The following is an 18,984-nucleotide window of genomic DNA, read 5'->3' as shown; positions in this document are numbered from 1 at the left end:
GTCACCCCACGCATCGACATGGGAGCAGCCCGCGATGGCTCGACACCTCATCACCAGCGCCCTTCCGTACATCAACGGGATCAAGCACCTGGGCAACATGGTGGGGTCCATGCTCCCGGCGGACGTGTACTCCCGGTACCTCCGCCAGCGCGGCCACGACGTGCTGTACATCTGCGCGACGGACGAGCACGGCACCCCGGCCGAGCTGGCCGCGAAGGAGCGGGGCCTCCCGGTCGCCGAGTTCTGCGCCCAGGCGCACGACGCGCAGAAGGCGGTCTACGACGGCTTCGCGCTCGCCTTCGACTACTTCGGCCGGAGTTCCTCCCCGCAGAACGTCGAGATCACCCAGCACTTCGCCCGCCGGCTGAAGGAGAACGGGTTCATCGAGGAGCGGGCCATCCGCCAGGTGTACTCACCGGCCGACGGCCGCTTCCTCCCGGACCGCTACGTCGAGGGCACCTGCCCGCACTGCGGCTACGACAAGGCCCGCGGCGACCAGTGCGAGAACTGCACCCGCGTCCTGGACCCGACCGATCTGATCGACCCGCGCAGCGCCATCTCCGGCTCCACCGACCTGGAGGTCCGCGAGACCAAGCACCTCTTCCTCCTGCAGTCCAAGCTGCAGCACGAGGTCGAAGCCTGGGTCGCGGCCCACGAGGAGGAGTGGCCGCACCTGTCGTCCTCCATCGCCCGCAAGTGGCTGAACGAGGGCCTGCACGACCGTGCCATCACCCGTGACCTGGACTGGGGCGTCCCGGTCCCGGCCGACACCTGGCCGGAGCTGGCGGCCGAGGGCAAGGTCTTCTACGTCTGGTTCGACGCCCCGATCGAGTACATCGGCGCGACGAAGGAGTGGTCGGACGCCGCCCCGGACGGCGAGACGCGCGACTGGAAGTCCTGGTGGTACGAGGCCGACTCCGGCGACCACCCCGTCCGCTACACGCAGTTCATGGCGAAGGACAACGTCCCCTTCCACACCGTCATGTTCCCGGCCACCGAGCTGGGCATCCGTGAGCCGTGGAAGAAGGTCGACTACGTCAAGTCCTTCAACTGGCTGACGTACTACGGCGGGAAGTTCTCCACGAGCCAGAAGCGAGGGGTCTTCACCGACCAGGCGCTGGAGATCCTGCCCGCCGACTACTGGCGCTACTTCCTCATCGCCAACGCCCCCGAGTCGGACGACTCGTCCTTCACCTGGGAGCACTTCACCGCCACGGTCAACAAGGACCTCGCCGACACCCTCGGCAACTTCGTCAACCGCGTCCTGTCCTTCTCCCGCAAGCGCTTCGGCGACGAAGTGCCCGCGGGTGCGGCGGCCGGCGAGCCGGAGGCGAAGCTCGGCGAGGAGATCGCCCGCCTTCTCGCCGAGTACGAGGCGCAGATGGAGGCCCTCCAGTTCCGCAAGGCGGCGGCCGCGCTGCGCGCCTTGTGGTCGGCGGGCAACTCCTACCTGGAGGAGAAGGCCCCCTGGCTGGAGATCAAGACCGACCAGGACGGCGCGGCCCTCACCCTCCGCACCGCGATGAACCTCATCCACCTCTACTCGGTGGTCTCCGAACCCTTCATCCCGGCATCCTCGGCCGCCATGCGCGCCGCCTTCGCCCTGAAGGACGACACGGCCACCTGGGTCACGGCGGAAGAGGCCAAGTCCCTGGACTCCGTCCCCGCCGGTACCCCCTTCACCGTCCCCCCGGTCCTCTTCGCCAAGCTGACGGAGGACGACCTGGAGACGTACAAGGAGCGCTTCGGCGGCGCAGCCGAGCAGTAGAGAGACAGAGCGGTAGAGACAGAGCAGTAGAGAGACAACCACCGACCTCGACCCCGCGCCCGCCCCCGTCCTCCGCGTGCCTCACTCCTCCTCGGAGGGCACGCAGAGGACGGGAAAGCGTGACAGGTGCAGCAGTTTGTGTGGGGTCGAGCCCAGGAGAGCGCCGCGCATCGGGCTTTCGCCCCAGGTGCCGACCACGATGAGGCGGGCCTCGTGGCGGGACGCGGCGTCGAGGAGGGCCTGGGCCGGTTTTTCGTCGATGATCTCGACGGTGGTGGTGACGCCGGCCTGGTCGGCCGCCGCGACCGCGTGTTCGAGGGCGAGGCGGCCGGCCTGGTGGAGGGCGTCGCGGTGGGTGCGGTACTCCTCGCCCTTGCCGCCGGGGGCCGCCGCGCCGTAGACGAGGACGAGGGGCTCGTCGTAGGTGGCGGACACCTCGATCGCGACCCGCAGCGCGCGGACCGCGCCGGGCGACTCGTCGTATCCGAGAACGATCGGCATCTCTCAGGACTCCTTGCCGTGCGTGTCGTGGACGAGGTCGGGGTCGGCCACGCCCGGGCGTTCCGACCAGAAGGCGGGGGTCACGAACCGCAGCACGACCATGAGCACCACCCCCGTGAGCGCGATGCCGATGCCGATGACGAGTGGTGGGCCGAGCCCGAACCAGGAGACGCCGCTGTAGGAGTTGGCGGGGTCGGACATGTCGGTGACCGATTCGACCAGCAGCCAGGCCAGCAGTCCGGCGCCGACCAGCGGACCGAGGCCGATGAGCAGGAAGTGGTGGACGCTCTCGGTGAGGTGGCGGCGGTAGTAGACGGCGCAGGCGAGGCCGGTGAGCGCGTAGTAGAAGGCGATCAGCAGGGACAGCGCGGTGAGTGAGTCGAAGAGCGCGTTCTCGCTGATGAGGTTGACGACGACGTACCAGGCGCTGGCGATGCCCGCGACCCACCAGGTGCTCACGTCGGGTGTGCGGAAGCGGTGGCTGATGTGCGCGAAGTGCCGGGGCAGCGCGTGCCGGCGGGCCATGGACAGCGCGGTGCGGGACGCCGGGATGATCGTCGTCTGGGTCGAGGCCAGCGCGGATGTCGAGACCGCGAGCAGGACGACCCAGTCCCAGCCGCCCATCACCTCGCTGGCGAGCAGCGCGAAGATGTACTCCTCGTCGTCGGCGTTCTCGGTGAGGTAGTCGGTGCCGGCGTAGGCGACTACGGCGTAGCCGACCGATACGTACGTCACCAGCAGGATGACCGTGGACCAGACACCCGCCTTGCCGGGGGCGGTGGCGGAGTCCTCGACCTCCTCGGTGAGGTTGACCGCCGACTCCCAGCCCCAGTAGATGAACACGCCCAGCAGCAGTGCGCTGGTGAGGGAGGCGCCGCCGGGCCCGAAGGGGTCCAGCCAGCTGATCGACGGGTCGATGGAGTCGAGGGTGCCGGTGTCGGCGTAGACGCGGTAGAGCGCGACGACCGCGAAGGCGAGCAGGCAGACGACCTGGGCGAGGATGAGGACGTTCTGCACCTTGGCGGAGACCTCGGTGCCGATGACGCAGACGGCCGTCATCACGAGGATGAGCAGCACGGTGAGCGACTGGCGTACGAAGTCGTTGTCGACCCAGCTGTCGAGGCCGAAGGCGAGCAGGGCGAAGCTGACGGCGACGTCCGCCAGCGAGCCGACGACCAGCACGCCGGTCATCGCGATGGCCCAGCCGCCGAGCCAGCCGGCCCAGGGGCCCATGGCCCGGGTGACCCACGAGAAGGTGGTGCCGCAGTCCTGGTCGACCTTGTTGAGGTAGTAGAACGCGGACGCGATCAGCAGCATCGGTACGAACGAGGCGACCATCACGCCGGGGGCGTAGATGCCGACGAGTGCCACGACCGGGCCGATGACCGCCGCCAACGAGTAGGCCGGGGAGGTGGAGTTGAGCCCGATGACGAGCGCGTCGACGAACCCGATCGCGTTCGGCTTCAGCCCCTCCGTGCCGGGATCGTCCGGTCGTTCGGGCGGGCGGGCGTCGGCGGTGTCGTCGGTCATCTTCGGTCCCTCGCTCCGGCTGCTCGTGGGTGGATTCCGGACAATGGATTCCAGACAACAGGGGGCTAAGGGACTTTCTACGCTATGCGGGCTCTTCCGCCACGTCCTCGCGCATGCCCCACGGCGAGCCGTACTCCGTCAGCAGATCGAGGAAGGGGCGCGGAGGCAGGGCCTCGGGGCCGAGGACGCCGGTGCCGTGCCAGGTTCCGGAGGCGATGAGTTCGAGGGCGACCACGGGGTTGATCGCGGTCTGCCAGACGACGGCCTGGGAGCCGTACTCCCGCATCGACCACTGGTTGTCGACCACGTGGTAGAGGTACACCGCGCGCGGCCGGCCGTCCTTGGCCCCCTTGACCCAGGTGCCCGCGCACGTCTTTCCCCGCATACGGTCGCCGAGGCCGGCCGGGTCGGGCAGGCACGCGGCGACGACGTCCCGTGGCGAGACCGCGACCTTGCCGGTGCCCGCCCCGCCGTTCACGGTGACCGGGTCCGTACGGTCGAGCCCCAGCTTGTGCAGGGTCTTGAGCACACCGATGAACTCGTCCCCCAGGCCGTACTTGAAGGTGACCCGCTTCGCCTTCAACCACCGGGGGACCAGCAGCACTTCCTCGTGCTCGACGTTGACGCACTCCACCGGCCCGATGCCCTCGGGGAAGTCGAAGACCTCCGGCTCGCTGAAGGGCGGTGTGGTGAACCAGCCCCGCCCCTCCTCGTAGACGACCGGCGGGTTGAGGCACTCCTCGATGGTCGTCCAGATACTGAAGGAGGGCGCGAAGTCGTAGCCGTCCACGACCAGATCGGCCCCGTCCCGGATGCCGATCTCCTCGATGCCGTCCTCGTCGAACAGTTCGTCGGCGGCGTAACGGGCGAACACGTCCGACAGCCCCGGCTCCACCCCCATCCCGACCAGCGCGAGCCGGCCCGCCGCCTCCCACTCACCGGCCCGCTCGAACTGCGCGTCGCCCAGCTTGACGCCGCACTCCTCGTAGGGACGGCTCGGGTGCGGCCGGGACAGGGACATCGCCATGTCCAGGTAGTGGGCGCCGTGGGCGAGCGCCGCGTCGAACAGCGGCGGCACGAAGCGTGGATCGGTGGCGTTCAGCAGCACGTCGCAGCGATGCGCGGCCAGGGCGGCCCGTACGGCGCCGCCGTCCGAGGCGTCGAGCCGCACCGCCGTGAACCTGTGCCCGTCCGCGCCGAGGGCGGCGACCGCCGACTCCGCGCGCGTCACGTCGTAGTCGGCGACCACCATGTGCTCGAAGAACGCCCGCCGGGCCGCGATCCGCGCGACGGCGCCGCCCACTCCACCCGCACCCACCATGAGAACTCGCACAGCGCAGCACTCCTCAGTCCGGTGAGCCAGGACGTTAACATCCGAATTGTCACAAGAGGAGGGTGATTCGGCGCCGGTCACTTCCGAGAGGAGGGAGGGTCGGCCTGTCCCCCGGGCAGGCCGACCCTCCCTCCGGTTCCCGGGAGGCTTTCCGACTACTCGGACAGCACCAGGGCGGGGGGCAGGGGAGGCCTGGCCGGCGGGCGGCCGTCGCCGCCCGGGACCGCACCGTCCGGCTGGTCCGGCCGACCCGGCTGGTCCGGCTGGTCCGGCTGGTCCGGCGCCGTGAACGCCTGGTACGACCGCTGGCGGCGCTGTTCGAACCATCGGCGGCCCTCGGTGGCCATGGCGGTCAGGATGCGGAAGCCGACCGTGATGCCGGACGACTCCAGCGCCAGGCGGCGGAGCTGGGCCCGGTCCTCGTGGGCGGAGTCGTACAGATGCTCGTAGTTCTCCAGCAGCGCGGTGAGCCGTTGGCCGTTGTGCAGGACCAGGCGCATCGCCTCGTGCACGACCAGGTCGTCCTCGTCGGCGCCATCACGCAGGGAGCCGTCCTCGGAGACGGAGACGATCTCCCGCAGCGAGTCACCGAAGCGGACGCCGACCGATTCCACGGTGACGGAGCTGATGGCGTCGTAGCGGAAGACGGTGTCCTGGCGACCGTCGTGCTCACCGGTGGCGAAGTCCACGTTCCAGGAGCTGACCCATACGCCGCTGGAGGTCAGGACGTACAGGGTCTGCCGGTACTCCGAGTAGCGCGGGGGGCCGTTCTTGACCTTGGCGCGGACACAGCCTGGGACGCCCTCCACGAGGGAGAAGCTGAAGAGGATGTCGCGGTGCTCCATACGGTGCTCCGCCAGGACCTCGCGGCGCAGATACCGCTGGTCGAGGTCGTACCAGCGGGCCATCTCATCGTCGTCCGGGCGGCTTCCCCCGAGGTCTTCCAGCCACTGCCGCTGCGCCCGCAGGTCGTTCTCGTACTGCGCCCGGGCACGCTGGTGCGCGGTGCGCTTGGCGAAGTCCACGGCGGCGAGCCACATCCAGACCCCGGCGAACGCCAGACAGAAGCAGGCGATGATGCCCTGTCCGGCGTCCTCATCGTTGGGGATGACCTGCATGACGGCGGCGGCGAGCAGGGCGACGCCGAGGAGCGTGCTGAGGAGACCCAGGCCGCGCAGGGCCCGTTCGAGCCGCATCTGCGGAAGGTCGACGCGCTGTCCCCCGATCTCCTTGGCGCGCAGTTGGATCAGCCAGTCGAGGGCACCGGGGGCGGTGGTGCGCCAGTGGCGGTGGGTGAGGTCGTCGATCAGCTCGCGACGGCGGCGTTCGGTGTGCCTCCGCCACTCCTTGGCCGCGTCGGAGCCCTTCGGTTCGTAGTCCAGGAAGCGGTCCTGCACCAGGGCCTCGACGGTCCGGCGGAATGCCGCCTTCTTGGTCTTCTGCTGCTCCCTGGCCCGGCGTTCGCGGTCCTCGCGCCACTGCTTCGGGCTGGTCAGCAGGACGGCCAGCCGCGACGTCGACCGATGGAACGGGTTCCGCTCCTGGTCGGTCAGGTTCCTGCCGTCGGGATCGGCCCGCCACTCGGCGTGCAGGCTGTGCCGGGCGACCGACCTCACCCGACCGGGCATACCGAACGCCAGCGCCACGGCCGCCACCACGAGCAGGGTCCAGGCGTTGTTCCGGTCGCTGTCGGGGAGGGTGTCCGGTATCTGGTCGACGAGCAGCGTGACGCCCAGGACGGCGAGGCACACGGCGCCGATGACGACGACCGCCGGATCGACCTTCGGCTCCGCGGGCGGTCTCGGAAGGTGCAGCTCGGGATCCGGGGTGAAGAAGAGCGGTGCCCTCTCCGCCCGCTTCTTGGCGAGCCGTTCGCCGAGTTCGCTCTCCTCCTCGGCGTCCAGGGCGTCCCGCTCGATGCCGCGGAGGACGTACCGGAGATGGTCCATGAGTTCGGCGCGGACCTCGTCGTCGAGGAGGCCGTCGAGGAGCAGGGCGGTGTCGACGGTGCCGTCCTGTGTGCCGGACGAGGCGCCGGAGCGGGCGGCGGGCCGGAGGGAGGCGGACATCAGGTCGCGCAGGACCCGCCCCGCCGGCCCGTACTCCGCCGCCGACTCGCCGGGCAGGTCCGCGAGCCGGTCGAGGGTGTGGCGCAGCTTGTGCCAGTCCTCGTCGGTGAGGTTCTCCGGGGAGCGACGACTGACGATGGACAGGGCCAGGTAGTACAGCGCCTGCGGTGCGGGGGTGTCGCTGAGCCCGACCACGTCGCCGATCATCTGTTCGGCACGGTCGCGCATGCCCGCCCGGAGGGTACGGATGCCCTGCTGGAGGCGTTCCTCGGGGGAGTCTCCCTCGCTGACGACGTACTGGTTGACCTGTCCGTGGTTGACGCCGACGCCGTGGACGCTGACGTCGAGGGCCTGGATTCCCTGGTTGCCGGGTGTCATGCCTGGCCTTTCACGTACTGGATGAGCTGCGTGACGGTCGCGATGAGGCCGGCGAGGGCGGCGGCGTTCGGAATGAGCCGCTCGATCTTCATCAGCGCGTGCAGAAGGCGACCGCGGCCCTCTTCGTCCTGGGCCCGGGCGTGCTGCTCGGCCGTCTCCAGCTCCTCGCCGGTGGCCTGGAAGGTGAAGTCGTCGATCGCCTCCCGCTGCCGGGCTTCGCTCAACTCGGCCCGCAGCCGGGTCAGTTCGGCGGGAATGTCGGCGGTGGTGGCCGCGGCGGGGCCCGTGGCGATCGGGCCGGTCCAGGACTGGGTGACGGTGCCATGGTTGACGCCCACGCCGGTGACGGACACGTCGGCGGCACTGATGCCGTAGTTGGCGGCGGCGGGGGGTGCGGGCGGCTCCGGGCGTACGGTGGCGGACGGGCCGGGGGTGCGCGGCCCGGGGGTGCGCAGGCCGGGGGGCCACGGATGGCCGGGGACGCGGATCCACACCGTCTCGTCGCGGATCTCCTTGGCGGACAGCACCGCCGGGGCGAACTCGGCGGCCTCCAGGCCCGGGTGACCGTGCCGTACGACGCCTTGGTGCAGGACCTGGGACACGGCGAGGGAGAGGACCGCGCCGGGCGCCCCGGCCAGGGCCTGCCGCAGCGGCTCCATGTCGGCCATGCGGAAGGCGGTGTTGAGGTCCGCGCCGACCCAGCCCGCGCCGTGGCGGGCGACCTCACCGGCGTGGACGGCGACGCGCAGCCGCATCTCGCGGTCACCGGTGTGGTTCCGGGAGTGCTCGCGCAACTCGCGGACGAGGGCTCGGACGAAACCGCCGAGGAGGTCGGTCTTGGGCACGGTGCCGGGGACGAGCAGGACGAGCGCGTCGCCCCGGTCCTCCGACGAGGGCTCCGGGACACCGGCGGCGTCGATCGCTCGGGCCACCACGGTCCGCAACCGGTCACGGAGCCATGCCTGGTCCGGGTCGGTGCGTCGGCCGAAGCCCTCGATGTCCAGGATGACGATCAGGAAGTACTGGGCCGGGTCGTACTGGGCCGGGTCGTACTGCGCGGGGTCGTGCTGCGCGCGGGGTCGCGGCGCTGTGGAACTCACCATGGCGCACAGAGATATCGCACAACTGGCCTATGTACAGTGTCAGTTGACACTCTCGTGATACTTCTGCGGCGGCTGTGCGCGACTGTGCCGCACCACCTTCACGGGCCTTCACCCCCGGTCCAGCGCCGCAGTGCCCCCGGGTCCGGTACGACGGTGGCCCCCCGGCCGGTGATGACGAGTCCGGCCGCTTGCAGCTGACGCATCGTGCGCGCCACGGACTCGCGGGAGGTGCCGGCGGCGCCCGCCAGCTCCTGTTGGTTGATGAGCACGGCCACGCCGTCCGACAGCGGATCGGGCACGGGCTCGCCGTGGCACAGCGCGAGGTCGGCGAGGACACGGGCGATCCGGGTCGCGGCCGGGTAGGCGCCGTGTTCGGCCCGCAGCCGGTCCGACTGCCGCAGCCGCCCGCTGACGCCGCGCAGGACCGCGAGGGCCAACGGCCCGTGTTCCGTCAGGAGTCGCCGGAAGCGTTCGGCCCCTACCGTCACGCCCCCGCCGGCGCGGATCGCGGTGACGGTCCCCGAGCGGGCACCACCGTCGACACAGGCCAGCTCGCCCAGTAGTTCACCCGGGCCCCGCACCGCGAGCACGCTGGAGTAGCCGTTGGCGGTGTCCGCGGTGACCTTCACCAGACCGGTCTCGACGAGTAGGACGTCCTCGGCTCTGGAGCCCTCCCGCATCAACCGTTCCCCGCGTTTCCAGTCGCGCCGACCGCCCGCGCCCCGGATGAGATTCAGCTCGTCCTCGGTGAAGGGACTGCGATCCGTCACGCCCACCTCCGTAGCCGTTGGTGGCTCCGGACCCTAGCGACGGTGACGCCGTCCGGCCACCGGAGAAGAGTGGTCGGGCGGCGTCACGTGTGGGGGCTAGGAGAGGGTGCCCGCGCCTGTCGTGCCGGTCAGGTCGGTCAGGAGGCTGGTGACCGTGGTCTGGAGGCCGGCGGTGAGGGACGGGGTCCAGTTGGCGGTCGTCTTCAGCTTCTTGGAGTTCGCGGCGTTGTACGCGGCGACGACGTCGGTGGCCTTGCCGTTGACGAGGTTGCCGGTGCCGGCGACGGAGCCCGTGCCGTCGCCGCTGAGCAGCTTGGCGACCTTCGCGTCGGCGGGGATCTTCCAGACGTTGCGCTCGGCGACGACCTGGGCCTTGGCGCGGGAGTCGAGGCTGTACTTGGGGGCGTAGCCGTTGACCGTGGTGGTGTCGTAGACGTTGTTGTAGAGGTGGATCTGGCCGATGCGGGCCAGGGGTGCCCGCTGCACGATGCCCTTCCACAGGTTGTGGTGGATCGTCACGCGCAGCTTGCCGGTGGAGTCGGTGTCGCTGCTGCCGATGAGCATCGTCTTGTCGTGGTTGAGGAACTGGTTGCGCTCGACGGTCACCAGGTCGGAGCCGTTGGTGATGTCCAACGCGCCGTCGTGGACCTGGTACTTGCGGCCGAAGTGCGTCGCCTCGGTCTTGTCGAAGGTCGGCGCGTCGGTGAACGTGTTGTGGTCCGCCCAGACGTTGGTCGCGCCGCGCAGCGTGACCGAGTCGTAGTTGGAGTTCCACTCGCCCGACGAGCCGTCGGTCGGGTCCCACTGCGGGAAGCAGTCCTTGGTGTCCGCGAAGGTGAGGTTGCGGATGATGACGTTCTTGACGTTCTGGACCTGGAGACTGCCGCCGAGGATGCCGGCCTTGGTGCCGGGGACGCCCACGATGGTGGTGTTGGCGGGCACGCGGAAGACGATGTTCTTCTTCTGCTTGTTCGCGGCGGCACCGCGGGCGGTCTCCTGGGTGCCCTTCGGCGCCTTCTTGCCGTACGTCGACGGGTCGAACGCCTTGAGGTAGGCGGAGAGCGTGTAGCCGGTGCCGGCGGCGTAGTCCGCGCAGGTCAGCTTCTTGCCGGAGTCGCTGGTGTTGGCGTCGATCGTGCCCTTGATCTTGATGATCCGGGGCGCGGTGTCGGTCGCGGAGCCCAGCGCCTTCACGAGCTGCGCCCGGGTCGACACCGTGAAGGTGTGCGCCGCGTCGGCCTTGGTACCGCCGGTCGTACCGGAACCGGACGCCGCCCAGCCGTCCTTGGCGGGCAGCACCTGGTGGTACAGGTCCACCGGATTGGCGCTGGCGTTCATCACGAGGACGCCGGCGCCCACAGCGGCGGCCACGGCGGCGGCGGAGACCACGAGGGTCCGACGTCCTCGGAGGGACCGGCGGTGGGACGGGCGCGGGGAGGCAGAGGCCACGGATGAGTCCTTACGTAAGGTACGTGGTTCGGAGAACGCGTGGTTCGGGAGAACACGTGGTTCGTGTGGAGCCCCCGTGAAGGGAGTTCCGACTCATGTGTGGTCGCGGGTCCGGGATAGGTTGCCGCCGAACTTAACTTCTTCGGTTGTCACTTGATGTGCCGTCGGGACATCACTCGATACTCGCTCGATACGTCACTTGATGTGGTCCAGCACCTCCTGGAACTCCTTCGTCGGGGAGAACTCCACGATTTCGACGTCCTCCAGGGCCTCCGGTGCGTGGCCGGGGGCCCAGTAGTAGGCCTGTCCCGCCTCGTAGTGGTCCTCGCCCTCCTTGGTGCGCATCCTCAGCCGGCCGCTGAGGACGAGTCCCCAGTGGGGGCACTGGCACAGGTCGTCGGGGAGTCCCTTGAGGGCCGGGGCCATGTCGATGCCCTGGGGGAGCTTGAGGAAGGCGACGGTCATACCGCCGCCCACCTCCTGGATGCGCACCTCCAGGCCGTCGCCCTCGATCTCGACGGGGGCTTCCGTTCGCGTGACTGCCGTCATGATTCCTCCACGCGCGATCCGGCGCGGGGCCTCGGGAATCACCCTGCCGGGGTCCGCTCTCTCGGAACCCCGCGCTTTCCAGTCTGCGCCCGTCGCTCGCACACCTCGAATCGGCGTGACATCTGTCACGACCGAAATGCGCACGATGAAATCGATCGACCTGCTTTCCCCCTGCGACAAATACCTTCCCCTCGTCCCCAATAGGGGCACTTGCCGCTACGGGTGGCAAATTCGACTGATCATCCGGATCCGCGACGCCTTCGTCCGCCGTCCCGACAGGACGGCTTTCTCCCTGGTCCCGGCCGCGTACGAGGGGTCCGGGCGGATGTGCCGACGGCCGCGGCCGCACGTCCCCCCACCCCGGGAAACGTCATCGGCGCCGCCCTGACAGTCGCACGGACGTTCGTTGCCCGGTGCGCTCGGCGGTCCCCATAATGACCGGGCTCGCCAGGGCGGCGGCCGATCAGGGGGTCATTCAGAACCAAAGCCGGACGTAGTCGGACCACTCAGTGAGGCCACGCATGTCACGTATGAACAGTCATCGCCGCAAGACGAAACGCTCGGGGACCGGGCGTCCGCGAACGAAGCGCCGGAACATGGCCGTCGCCACCGCCGTCGTGCTGGTGGTGGGTGCCGTGGGCATCCCCACGGCGGCGCTGGCCAGTGGTCACGGGCTGGGCGACTGGAGCAGCGTGGCGTCCTCCTGGTGGGGCGGGAACAAGTCGGACACGGCTTCCCCGGAGCCCTCGCGCACCCCCACCGCGTCCGCGACCGAGGCCTCCGCGAGCGCGTCCGCCACGCCGTCGCGCAAGAAGCGCCCGTCGCGCTCCCCGAGCCCGAGCGCGTCTCCCTCGAAGTCCGGCAGCCCGGCCGCCAAGTCCACCCCCGACGCCGCCGACACCCCGGAGAAGACGACCTCACCGCCGACCGCCCCCAAGGCGACGAAGGCCACGAGGTCCGACACCACCACGCCCACCACCTCCACCGGCGACACGGACTCCGGCCCCACGGCCCGTGTACTGAGCCTGGTCAACGCCGAACGCTCGAAGGCGGGTTGCTCGCCGGTGACCGTGGACTCCAAGCTCACCAAGGCCGCGCAGGACCACAGCCAGGACATGGCCGACCACCAGAACATGTCCCACACCGGCTCCGACGGCTCGTCCATGAGCGACCGCCTCGCCCGCGTCGGCTACCGCTTCAGCACGGCCGGCGAGAACGTCGCCGCCGGGTACGGCACGGCCGACAGCGTCATGGAGGGCTGGATGAACAGCCCCGGCCACAAGGCCAACATCCTCAACTGCGCCTTCAAGGAGATCGGCATCGGCCTGGCGGGTCCTGGCAACTACTGGACCCAGAACTTCGGCTCAGAGGCGTAGCCACCGAGGTGCCGTATGAGGGCGGCGGCACCGTCGCGGGTGACGGGGAGTATGCGGGCGGGGTCGTCGCTCTCGCGGAGGAGTATGCGGGCAGGGGAGAGTGCGAGTTCGACGCAGTTCGTGCCGTCGGATCCGCTGGAAAAGCTGGACTTCTGCCACTGGGTCACGTCCTACAGCTCCTTCGCAAGACGGTGGATGTAGTCCCGGGACGGTGCGGGGTCGAGCGACACCCCGGCCACTCTATGAAACAGTGCGCGCATTGCCTTCAGCTGTGCGGGAGCATCCATGAAGGCGGGCCCGTACGGCGTGTCCCGCTGCGCTGTGTCCAGCGTCGGAACCCGGCCTCCCGCATAGATCAACTCCGCGCTCGCCCCCGCGAATCCGTCGACGTCGAACGGAATGACCCGCAGGGTGACACCAGGGCTGTCGGACAGCGCGAGGAGCGAGTCGAGTTGGGTCCGCGCCACACTCCGGTCGGCGACCCGGGTGCGCAGCACGGGCTCATGCAGCACCGCCGTGTACGGCGTTTCCTCGCGCCCGAGAACGACCTTGCGGCTCATCCGGTGCTCCACGCGTAGCTCCACTTCGCTCCGCCGAAGCTCGGGGCGCCAGTACGTGTACACGGCCCGTGCATAGTCCTCGGTCTGGAGCAGCCCCGGGACATGGGCGGTGGCGATGTCCCGGAGGAACGTGGCGTGGTGCTCCATCTCCGCCAGATCCGCGAAGATCGGAGGCAGCACACCCGCGAACTTCTCCCACCAGCCTCGCGTCCGATCTGTCGCCATGGCCACGAGTGCTCCGACCAACTCCTGGTCGGTGCAGGTGTAGTGAGCCGCCAACTGTCGTACACGCTGTTCGCTGACGCCCGCGATGCCCGCTTCCATGTGGCTCATCTGCGCCGATGTCGACCCGAGGAACCGCGCCACATCCCGGGCGGTCAGACCGGCGGCCTCCCTCAGCCTGCGCAGCTCCGTGCCCAGTCGCACCTGACGCTCGGTCGGCTGGCTCCTCGGCGGCATGCGGACCTCTTCCTCAACAAGCCGTACCGGCATCCCACTTATGAGGGTCAGACTACGCAACTGGCTTGCGGTGGCATAAATTAATGCCATACCGTCGGTGACGCACCGCACACCCTGCGGAATCACCGGCCCCCCGGAAGCGCACCGCCCCGCCCTGCCACGGCGGGTGCGGCAGGCCACCGGGCGCCCTCAACTCCCCCGCCAGCCGAAGGAGTCACGCATGTTCGACACCGGAGAGCCCGCCGACGACACGACGCCCCGCCCCGACGAACCCTGGACCTACACCCTCACCATCCCCAACGACCCCCGCGCCGTCACCGTCTGCCGCCGTACCCTCCGCCTGATCCTGACCCTGCACGGCCTCCCCCACCTCACCGACGCCGCCGAACTCCTCGCCACCGAGCTGATCACCAACGCCGTACGGCACACCAAGGGCCCGGCGGCCATAAAGCTCCGCTGGGCCGACCCGGTGCTGCGGATCACCGCGTGGGACACGGCCCCCCGGCGCTTCGCCCGCGCCCTCGCGCCGCGAGCTCCCGGCCCCGCCTCCGACACCGGCCGCGGCCTCGCCCTCGTCGAGGCCTGCGCCGAGAGCTGGGGCTGGTTCAACTCGATCCACACCGCCGAACCCGACCGCACGGACGGCAAGTTCGTCTGGTGCGAACTGACCACGGCGGTGTGAACGTTTCTTCCTCGCTCGAAAGAGTGATCACCCCCCAAGTAGCCCTATATCGGGGCGAGAGGGCCCGTAGGGTCCTTCACATGGTCACTTCAGCCCACGAGGGCATGCACCGCATCTTCCAGGAGCGGCCCGAGATCCTGACCCCTGTCTTCGAGGCGCTGGGCATCGCGTTACCGGACAAGGCAAGCGTGTACGCGGTCGCCACCGACGCCACGGAGACCAAGCCGATGTCGCGGCACATCGACACGGTGCTGCGCGTCGACCCGTCCGACGGGGAGGACTTCCTGCTCGCCGTCGAGGCGCAGGAGCGGCGGGACAAGAGGAAGGAGCGCAGCTGGCCCTACTACATCGCCTATCTCCAGTCGAAGTACCGCCTGCCGGTCCTCCTGCTCGTGGTCTGCCGCGACCGGGCCACGACCAAGTGGGCGACCGGCCCGTTCGACTGCGGAGCCCGCGGCTGGGTCGTCCAGCGTACGTACCCTCTCGTCGCCGGACCGGACAATCTCCCAGTGATCACCGATGCCAGGACCGTGGCGGAGAAGCCCGCGATGGCCGTCTTCTCCGCGCTGGCCCATGCCGACAACCCCGAGCGCGACGCCATACTGAACGCATTGCACCGTGGCTTCGCGCAGCTGGACTGGAGCGCCGCCAGTTACTTCAGCCAGTTCCTGGAAAACGCCCTGGGGGAGAGCCCCGCCGGAGACAAATGGAGGCACATCATGACGTTCGTCAGCTACTTCCCCGGCCGGGGCACGATCCTGGAGAAGGCCTACCTCGACGGTGAGGCCAAGGGAGAAGCCAGGGGCGTCCTGGCCGTCCTGGAAGTACGTGGCATCCCCGTCACCGACGACGTCCGCGAGCGCATCACCACATGCTCCGACCCCGTCCGAGTCGGCACCTGGCTCGACCGAGCAGGTACGGTCACGCACGCGGAGGAACTCTTCGCGGACGACCCGGAGGACCCGGAGAATTCGGGGGCCGCCGAGGCCCTCTCCAGCGAGGGCCTCGTATAGGTCCCGGGCTGCCCCGACAGCGGGCCTCCGCCTCTCCCTCCTCCGCTCAGCCCTCAGCCCCGGTCCCCACCCCCGCCCGGGCCGCCCCCGAAGCCGCCGCCCTCCGGGGCCTCGCCCGCCGTGGCCGTGGCGATCTTCTTCGCCGAGGCGAGCTTGCCGGAGGTGGCGAGGCCGCCGGTGGTGGCGGAGGCGGTGCCGCCGGAGTGGACCGTGTACTCCTCGCCGGTCTTGATCGAGTCGCCCGAGTACACGATGTTCTGGATGGTCTTCGAGGTGACGTACGACGCCACGACCTTCCCGTCCGCGTCGACGATGTGCAGGGTCGTGCCCGCCTCGACCGACGCGTCCAGGGTCGCTGACAGCCAGCCCTGTTCGGACTCCTCGTCCGGGGTGACGACCATGCCCGCGCTGCCGGCGGCGAGGAGGGTGCCTCCGCTGACGGTGAAGCTGCCGTTGACGTCGAGCGCTCCGTTGCCGCCCATCTCGGGGCCGTTGACGACGATCGTGCCGCCGGTGATCTCGGCCGTGCCGTTGGAGTCGAAGCCGTCGCCCTGGGAGTTGAGGACGAGGGTGCCGCCGGTGACCTTGGCGGAGTAGTCACCGACCTCCATGCCACCGCCCCCGCCACCCGGGCCGCCGCCCCGTCCGCCCTGCGCGTCGTCCTCCTCCGAAGTCGCCTCGCTGCCGGACGCGTTGACCCCGTCGTCGTCGGACGTGACGTTCGACGTCCCGCCCCTGACCAGGATGTCCTTGCCCTCCAGGCCCTCGTTCGAGCCGGTGATGTCCAGCGTGCCCGCGCTGATGACGAGGTCGCCCTCGGCGTGGATGCCGTCGTCGCCGGCCGCGAGGGTGACGTCGGCGCCGTTGAGGTGGACGGCCGCGTCGCCGTGCAGGGCGTCGGCGGAGGCATTGACGTCGACCGTGCCGCCCTCGAGGACGGTGATCACGCCCGACTTCAGGCCGTGCGCGGAGGTGTCGTCGGAGGCCTCGGCCCGTGCGGTCACCTTGCCGCCGGTGACGACGAGGTCGGTCGCGGCGTCCACGGCGTCACCGGCGGCCGTCACGGAGACGGTGCCGCCCGTGACGGCGATGTACCCCGCGTCCTCCTCGTCCGCGTTGTCGGACTTCAGCCCGTCGCCCTTCGCCGTCACGGTGACCGTGCCACCGTTCACCACCAGGTAGTCCTTGCCCCGGACACCGTCGTCGGCGGCCTCGACGGTGATGTTCCCGCCCTCGACGACCAGGCCGTCCTTGCCGGCGATCGCGTCGTTGCCGTTCCCCTTCACGGTGAGCGAGCCGCTGCCGCCGATCGTCAGGTCGCCCGCGCTGTACAGGGCGGCGTTCGCCTCGGCGTCGTCGGCGTAGGAGTCGGTGTCGCTCAGCCTGTTCTCGCTGCCGTCCGCGAGGACGACCACGAGCCGCTCCGCCTCGGTCGCGGCGATCGCCGACCCGGCGGAACTGGAGATGTCGACCCCGTCGAGGACCAGCCGCACGGTCGCCTCGGGGGCGGTGATCACGATCTGCCCGTCGTCGAGGGACCCGCTGAGCAGGTACGTCCCGCTGGAGGTGATCGTGACGGTGGACCCGTCGACGTCCACACCCTTGCCGTCGGCGGAGGCCGAGTCCCCCTTCAGCTCGATGGCCACGGCCTCCGACTCCTCGTACTCCGTGTCACCGTCCTCGGCGTGCGTCTCCTCGTTGTCGGCGAGGACGGCCGCCGCGTCCCGCGTCCCGTCCACGGCCGCCGCCGCGCTCGCGCTCGCGCTCGACGAGGAGTCGGACGACGCCGCGTCCGAGCCGCTCCCGGAGGAGCACCCGGCCAGCGCGGCGGTCGCGAGGACGACGGAGGCGAGGGCGGCCACCGCCTTCGTACGGAAGCCCCGCGCCCTCCTCCTCCACGAGTTCACCGAGCTCATCGGGCTCATCGAGTTCACCGAGTTCCTACGGATGGCCGTGCGAGTGGCCCTGCGGGTGGTCATGCGGGTGGTCATGCGAGGCTCCCGTTCAGTGCCGGTGCGGTGGGGAAGTGGCGCCGCAGAACGGGCAGCCAGCGGTTGGCGGGCAGGTCGGGCCGCAGCGCGGCGAGCCCGGTGCCGTACTTGGAGACCGGGCAGGGCCGGTGCTTGAGCGACCACAGCAGCCGGTCCGCGCCGGAACCCGCGCGCCCGGCCTTGGTCTCGACGATGGTCCGTTCGGGGGTGCGCAGTTCGGTGCCGTCGGGCAGGGCCCAGGTCAGGCCGGTGTCGACGGTGACCCGGCTGCCGCCGCCGGGCAGGAAGAGGGTGGTGCGGAGGTAGCGGGTGGTGAGGGCGGGCACCAGGCGGAAGGAGTGGGAATCGATGCCCGCCTCGCGCAGGACCTCGTCGGCGTACGCGCGCGCCTCGGGGCCCAGCCGGTCCGGCTCCCCGTCGTACGGCACACGCTGCTTGACCGTCGTACCGCGCGGGCCGCGTGTCTTGACCTCCAGGAAGTGCTGCCCGGAGGCCAGATACGTCCGTATCCGCAGCTTGAAGCGGCGACGGCGGCGGCGGGCCGCGCCCAGGTAGCCGTCCATGTCCGGGGTGTCGAAGTACACGGACCGGTACGCGAACCGCCGCTCGCCGTCGACCTCCAGGACCCGCACGCCCCCGCTCTCGGCCCCGCCCGGCCGGGAGGTGCCCGCGCCGTCGAGCCCGCCGAGCACGAGGGGAAGATCGGTGAGCGGCAGCATGTACTTGCGGTCCACACGGGTCAACAGCTCGGCCCGGTCGACGAGTTCGTCGAGGCCGATGGGGCGCAGCGCCCCGACCACGGGGGCGACGGAGTCCAGGGCCGTCATGCCCGGACCCCCCGCTCGTGCTCGACCCGGTGGCCGGCGGCCTCCCTCGGCGCGCGCGTGCCCTCGCCGGGGGTGACGACGTACCGGACGTCGACCAGGGTCATGTCGTTGACCAGGTCGACGCTCTGCACGGACAGGTTCACCACCCGGCCGCCCAGCAGCACTTCGAGGTGCGCGCGCAGGGCGTCCTCGTCGGTGTAGGCGGCGTCGAGGCGCAGGCTGCGCTGGCGGTAGCGGCCGAAGAGCCTCGGGTGGTCGCCGACGTACATCGTGGCGACGATCAGCGCCATGAGAAGGGCCGACAGGACGTTGACCTCCTCCGGCAGTCCGGCGAGCAGGCCGAGGGCGAGCGCGGAGAAGTAGTACGCGATCTCGTGCTGGGCGATCTCGTTGGACCGCAGCCGGATGATCGACAGCACGCCGAACAGCCCCATCCCGAGGCCGATCCCGACCGACGAGGAGCTGAGCGTCATCGCCACCGCGAGAACACCGACGTTGACGCCGAGGAAGGCGGCGATGAGGTCCCGGCGGTGGTGGCGCGGGAAGTAGACCGCGAAGGTCAGCACGGAGATGGCGGCCAGATCGGCGACCACGAGAAGGGTCTGGTCCATGTCAAAAGACGATCG

The 18,984-nt window shown here is 70.2% G+C and carries 17 protein-coding genes; 4 read left to right on the top strand and 13 right to left on the bottom strand.

Translation table 11 applies throughout. The features are described from left to right. Positions 1–34 precede the first annotated feature (34 nt). Positions 35–1,768: a methionine--tRNA ligase gene (gene metG / locus ABT147_RS15195; protein WP_351405878.1), complete on the top strand. Its 1,734-nt coding sequence runs from the start codon at positions 35–37 to the stop codon at positions 1,766–1,768. Between the two features lie 81 nt (positions 1,769–1,849). On the opposite strand, the gene ABT147_RS15190 is transcribed toward metG, so the two are convergent. The 8 genes from ABT147_RS15190 to ABT147_RS15155 all read right to left on the bottom strand — a co-directional run bounded on the left by ABT147_RS15190 (position 1,850) and on the right by ABT147_RS15155 (position 11,450). After that, the gene (locus ABT147_RS15190) at positions 1,850–2,269 is read right to left on the bottom strand and encodes a universal stress protein (RefSeq protein ID WP_351405877.1); all 420 of its coding nucleotides are present in this window, start codon (positions 2,267–2,269) and stop codon (positions 1,850–1,852) included. A gap of 3 nt (positions 2,270–2,272) precedes the next feature. Then, a complete protein-coding gene (locus tag ABT147_RS15185; RefSeq protein ID WP_351405875.1) occupies positions 2,273–3,799 on the bottom strand; it encodes an APC family permease in 1,527 nt (508 codons plus the stop codon). 82 nt (positions 3,800–3,881) lie between these two features. Then, entirely contained in the window at positions 3,882–5,132 is a 1,251-nt protein-coding gene (locus tag ABT147_RS15180; RefSeq protein WP_351405873.1) for a saccharopine dehydrogenase family protein, read from the bottom strand. 155 nt (positions 5,133–5,287) lie between these two features. After that, positions 5,288–7,579, bottom strand: coding sequence for a hypothetical protein (locus ABT147_RS15175; protein WP_351405871.1), 2,292 nt, complete (start codon positions 7,577–7,579; stop codon positions 5,288–5,290). Then, positions 7,576–8,682 carry a nucleotidyl cyclase domain-containing protein gene (locus ABT147_RS15170; RefSeq protein ID WP_351405869.1) on the bottom strand — a complete coding sequence of 369 codons (1,107 nt, stop codon included), beginning with the start codon at positions 8,680–8,682 and terminating at the stop codon, positions 7,576–7,578. Before ABT147_RS15170 ends, ABT147_RS15175 begins: the two co-directional genes overlap by 4 nt. A gap of 98 nt (positions 8,683–8,780) precedes the next feature. Beyond that, complete coding sequence (locus ABT147_RS15165) at positions 8,781–9,452, bottom strand: Crp/Fnr family transcriptional regulator (protein ID WP_351405867.1); 672 nt, start codon at positions 9,450–9,452, stop codon at positions 8,781–8,783. Between the two features lie 96 nt (positions 9,453–9,548). Next, on the bottom strand, positions 9,549–10,901 hold the full coding sequence (locus tag ABT147_RS15160; RefSeq protein WP_351405865.1) for a pectate lyase family protein: 1,353 nt from the start codon (positions 10,899–10,901) through the stop codon (positions 9,549–9,551). Positions 10,902–11,096: 195 nt separating this feature from the next. Then, on the bottom strand, positions 11,097–11,450 hold the full coding sequence (locus tag ABT147_RS15155; RefSeq protein ID WP_351405863.1) for a cupin domain-containing protein: 354 nt from the start codon (positions 11,448–11,450) through the stop codon (positions 11,097–11,099). Between the two features lie 596 nt (positions 11,451–12,046). On the opposite strand from ABT147_RS15155, the gene ABT147_RS15150 reads away from it, so the two are divergent. Further along, the gene (locus ABT147_RS15150; RefSeq protein ID WP_351405861.1) at positions 12,047–12,826 is read left to right on the top strand and encodes a CAP domain-containing protein; all 780 of its coding nucleotides are present in this window, start codon (positions 12,047–12,049) and stop codon (positions 12,824–12,826) included. Here ABT147_RS15150 and ABT147_RS15145 read toward each other — a convergent pair. Both ABT147_RS15145 and ABT147_RS15140 read right to left on the bottom strand, forming a co-directional pair. Further along, positions 12,793–12,993 (bottom strand): DUF397 domain-containing protein, encoded by a 201-nt coding sequence (locus ABT147_RS15145; protein WP_351405859.1) that lies wholly within the window; start codon positions 12,991–12,993, stop codon positions 12,793–12,795. The two genes, ABT147_RS15150 and ABT147_RS15145, sit on opposite strands and share 34 nt — an antisense overlap. A gap of 3 nt (positions 12,994–12,996) precedes the next feature. Then, positions 12,997–13,845, bottom strand: a complete 849-nt coding sequence (locus tag ABT147_RS15140) for a helix-turn-helix domain-containing protein (protein ID WP_351405857.1) — start codon at positions 13,843–13,845, stop codon at positions 12,997–12,999. 220 nt (positions 13,846–14,065) lie between these two features. Between ABT147_RS15140 and ABT147_RS15135 the strand changes: the two genes are divergently transcribed. Beyond that, positions 14,066–14,527, top strand: coding sequence for an ATP-binding protein (locus ABT147_RS15135; RefSeq protein ID WP_351405855.1), 462 nt, complete (start codon positions 14,066–14,068; stop codon positions 14,525–14,527). 80 nt (positions 14,528–14,607) lie between these two features. Next, positions 14,608–15,540: a hypothetical protein gene (locus tag ABT147_RS15130; RefSeq protein ID WP_351405853.1), complete on the top strand. Its 933-nt coding sequence runs from the start codon at positions 14,608–14,610 to the stop codon at positions 15,538–15,540. Between the two features lie 53 nt (positions 15,541–15,593). Here ABT147_RS15130 and ABT147_RS15125 read toward each other — a convergent pair whose 3' ends face one another. The 3 genes from ABT147_RS15125 to ABT147_RS15115 are packed head-to-tail and all read right to left on the bottom strand — an operon-like array spanning position 15,594 to position 18,969. After that, positions 15,594–17,531 carry a carbohydrate-binding domain-containing protein gene (locus ABT147_RS15125; RefSeq protein WP_351405851.1) on the bottom strand — a complete coding sequence of 646 codons (1,938 nt, stop codon included), beginning with the start codon at positions 17,529–17,531 and terminating at the stop codon, positions 15,594–15,596. Continuing rightward, positions 17,528–18,358 carry a polyphosphate polymerase domain-containing protein gene (locus tag ABT147_RS15120; RefSeq protein WP_351405849.1) on the bottom strand — a complete coding sequence of 277 codons (831 nt, stop codon included), beginning with the start codon at positions 18,356–18,358 and terminating at the stop codon, positions 17,528–17,530. The genes ABT147_RS15125 and ABT147_RS15120 overlap by 4 nt, the downstream gene beginning before the upstream one ends. Continuing rightward, positions 18,355–18,969, bottom strand: coding sequence for a DUF4956 domain-containing protein (locus ABT147_RS15115; RefSeq protein ID WP_351405847.1), 615 nt, complete (start codon positions 18,967–18,969; stop codon positions 18,355–18,357). The genes ABT147_RS15120 and ABT147_RS15115 overlap by 4 nt, the downstream gene beginning before the upstream one ends. Between the last annotated feature and the right edge of the window lie 15 nt (positions 18,970–18,984).

Source organism: Streptomyces sp. NPDC001868 (assembly GCF_040297125.1).
In the GTDB taxonomy this organism is placed as follows: domain Bacteria; phylum Actinomycetota; class Actinomycetes; order Streptomycetales; family Streptomycetaceae; genus Streptomyces.
Note: the sequence above shows the minus strand (reverse complement) of the source record. Positions and strands in the feature narration are given on the sequence as shown.